Source organism: Thermoleptolyngbya sp. M55_K2018_002 (assembly GCF_015295965.1).
Taxonomy (GTDB): Bacteria; Cyanobacteriota; Cyanobacteriia; order Elainellales; family Elainellaceae; genus Thermoleptolyngbya; species Thermoleptolyngbya sichuanensis.
This window is the reverse complement of record NZ_DVEA01000078.1, coordinates 1-3321: the sequence shown is the minus strand read 5'-3', so window position 1 is coordinate 3321 and position 3321 is coordinate 1. Positions and strand designations below refer to the sequence as shown.

At 56.4% G+C, this 3321-nt stretch carries 3 protein-coding genes and 1 pseudogene; 2 read left to right on the top strand and 2 right to left on the bottom strand.

Annotated elements, in window-relative coordinates; genetic code table 11:
• Positions 1 to 77: 77 nt before the first annotated feature.
• Together IGS51_RS03855 and IGS51_RS03850 are read right to left on the bottom strand one after the other, a co-directional pair.
• A complete protein-coding gene (locus IGS51_RS03855) occupies positions 78 to 404 on the bottom strand; it encodes a hypothetical protein (RefSeq protein WP_297076118.1) in 327 nt (108 codons plus the stop codon).
• A gap of 301 nt (positions 405 to 705) precedes the next feature.
• Positions 706 to 828, bottom strand: coding sequence for a hypothetical protein (locus IGS51_RS03850; RefSeq protein WP_297076115.1), 123 nt, complete (start codon positions 826 to 828; stop codon positions 706 to 708).
• Between the two features lie 375 nt (positions 829 to 1203).
• Here IGS51_RS03850 and IGS51_RS03845 point away from each other — a divergent pair, with 375 nt between their 5' ends.
• Entirely contained in the window at positions 1204 to 1671 is a 468-nt protein-coding gene (locus IGS51_RS03845; protein ID WP_297076112.1) for a phycobilisome protein, read from the top strand.
• Positions 1672 to 2084: 413 nt separating this feature from the next.
• Positions 2085 to 3321, top strand: a pseudogene (locus IGS51_RS03840) (hypothetical protein); the annotation flags it as partial.

Genomic DNA, 3321 nt, shown 5'->3' with positions numbered 1-3321 from the left:
GTGGCGATTTTGATCGGCGGAATGCTGATGATGTTTACGACGGTGTTCACCACAAAGCGCTAATGGCTGCTGCCGAATTAGCCGTCGCGACGATGCACCCGAAACTCCTGCTCTAGGGTCGGCAGTTCAATATTGTCCTGAGCAAGCTGGGCGATCGCCTCCACATCAGCCAGTTTTTCTCGCAAAATCTCGACCCGATCCTGGAGGCGGGCGCGAATTACTTGCGGCCCGGCGCTGACGCAATCGCTACAGGCTTCTCCACAAATTACGCCCTGGTCGTTGTAGATCACCGCCAGCAGGAGTTGGTTTGAGCCGCTGCGGATGGGGCGAGACTCACGGCCGCAAATCGAGCAGAATACTGGAACGTTGCCAAAATAAATGCTTTGTTCCCAAACGATCTTCACAGGCCTAACCTCGATTGCGTGGCGCTAGATGGCAGACTCAAGCGGGTCTTAGGACGGTCAGAGCCAGCAGGGCCAGACTTTAGCACCCGCCCGAAGACTCGATACGGCGCACTCGTTGACAGGTTGACAGAGCGGCCCCTCAATTCATCCCTAGTTTGTGACCAAAAGCCTAGCCTTGCTGTTTGGTTTAAGGATGTTTTCTGAATCACAGATTTGGGGGTGTAGACCGTGAGACGTTTGAAGAATGGCCACAAAAATTGCCTCACAGGCCAGGAATCCGGTCGCTGCAAGGCAAGGACAGTTAAACGCTACTTATAGTGTGGAGGGCGATCGCCCTCATGACCTCGGTCGCTGTGCCGATTTCTTGGGTGTCCTGTAGCGCGATCGCATCTATCTTAGGGAATAGTCTGGTGATCTGGGTCACAAGTTGCCCTTCAAGTCCGGCGCGGTAGCTATCCAGGGTTAGAATCGGGGAGAACAGCCCAGGATTGCTTTATTTCCTGGGTTTGGAGGCTCTGGATAGAAGATTGTTTTGGAAGATTGGGAGGGATTGGGGGGGGCGATCGCACACAATCGCCCAAAAGCTTTTCTGGAATTAGCTTTACAAAACGTTACTTTGGAATGTGGCTTGGGCAGATTAAATACAATCAGACATTCTGCACCTACATTTAGCTGCACTTATAGCTGCACTTAGCCAATCCTCTGGGATTGCTGAGCCATCGCTGACCTGTTGACCTTTCGCATTTGCCCTCACTCAACCCTGCACCAATCCTGCGAAGAACCCTCTATGCTTAGCCAGATGAAACGCCTTAGCCTGGAGACCGAAGGCCAGTATGCAACCGATGCAGACCTGCAATTTTTGCGAGATTATGCAAAATCCTACGGGCTGCGAGTCGAAACCTACCAACGCATCCAGAGCGCAGAGGCGCTGCTGGTGAGTCAGGTTCAGCAATACATGATGAGCAAAGACCCGACGCTGTTTCAGGGCAGCAACAGTGACCTGACGACGAAGTGGAAGCGAGATACTGTGCGGGTGCTGCGCTATTCTGCCGTGGCGATGCTGCTCAACGATCCGGAAACGCTGCAAGAGCGCTTTCTACTGTGGTTTCAAACCATCATGCGGGCGTTTGGCGCACAGCGAAGCTGCAACGCAACCTACGAAGCTATGCAGCATGTGGTGCGGCAACACCTGACCCCTGTGCAAGCCAGCCTGTTTTGCCCCATTTTGGAAATTAATCGGCATTTGCTTGGCGGCAGCCACGCCTAACCAAGACAATCCCCCCATTGCAAGCTTCCTGGATGAGTCAGTTTGCCAACGGCTCATTCGGGGAACTTTTTAGTGTTTGCAATTTAATGTTTGCAATTTAATGCTTGCAACAGCCTCTTAGCAATGGGACGCGGTGGGGTTTGCTCCGAGCGTCCTGCCACACTAGATGATTTTGAGGATTGTTACGAAGCGAAATGCTGCTCATCCTGAAGCAGTCTGCCGGATTCTGTAAATTTCAGAGGGCGATCGCCCCAAAACCTGGTTTTTTTGTTTCGGGGGGCACGTCCATCCGTGATTAAAGAATATATTGTAGAGAATCAGAAGTAATACGGATGCTTCGCTGGGCTATTGACTCAGGCGACCGTATGCTTGAGGTAATTTTGACGGGATTTTGACTGGGGTGAGGGTTCGCTATGCCAGTAAGGCTTTTTGAGTTGCGATCGCCCGAAGGGGGCGCGGATGGGTTTGGCATGTATTTGGGCGGAGCAGGACAGTCGAGCGCAGCCAGTGGACTCGCGCCAGAAGCGCTGACCCGTCCCCGGTCAAAATCCTGGCGATGGCTGATTGTCGGGCTGACAAGCTGTGCGGCGCTGGGTGGCGTGGCTGCGTCGGCGCTGCTGTGGATGCTGATGCTGCCGCCCGCGCCCGACTGCAAAACGGGTTCCCCCCTAGCTCCCGATATGGAACGGCTGTTTTGCGCTCAGCAGGCGGCTCGGTCGGGCGAGTTGACAGAGTTGCTGTCGGGTCTGGCGCTGATCGAAACCTGGACTCCGGAGCATCCGCTGTATCACGAGGCGCAGCGGTCGGTTGAGGAGTGGTCGAAGGGGCTACTGGTGATCGCTCGCCAGAAGATGAACGCCAGCGACCTGCAAGGCGCGGTGGAAATTGCCCGCAGAATTCCCAAGTCTAGCTCGGTGCAGGCGGATGCAGAGGCGGCGATCGCCACCTGGCAGGGCATCTGGCGGCAGGGCGAGGCGCTGGTGGCGGCTGCCCAAGCTGCGATGAAGGAACAAGCCTGGGGCAATGCCTCGGAGGTGATCCGCGACCTGGGCGAGATGAGCCATCCCTACTGGGGCAACCAGCGGGCCCGGGCGCTGTCGGAGCAACTGCTTGTGGAACGCAAGTCTCGACAGCAGTTTGCCGATGCTCAGAAAACTGCCCAGTCAGGTCAATTGCCCGATTTGGGCAAGGCGATCGCCCAGGCGGGACGGATCGACAAGGGCAGCTATGCCTGGAGCGATGCCCAGCCTGTGCTGAACCAGTGGAGCGATCGGCTGCTGGGCGCAGCATTCCAGCTTTGGCAGGAGCAAAAGTTTGACCAGGCGATCGCCCTCACCAAGCAGGTCGAGGTCAACCCCGGCCGGGCTGAAATGGCGAAGGATTTGATCCAGCTTAGCGAAGCGCGGAAGCTGGCCGTTTCCACCTGGACCAACTGGGTCGCCACGCCGCAGCACGTCATGAGCATGATGGAGGCGATCGCCGCCGCAAAGCAGATCAAGCCCACCAGCGCCTACTATGCCCAGGCGCAGAGCAGTCTAGCAAGCTGGCAGATTCAGCTAGATGGGTTGCGGCAGTTGCAACTGGCCCAGATGACGGCGGGCGTGGGAACTGTGGAGACGCTGAAGACGGCGATCGCCCAGGCCGAAAAGA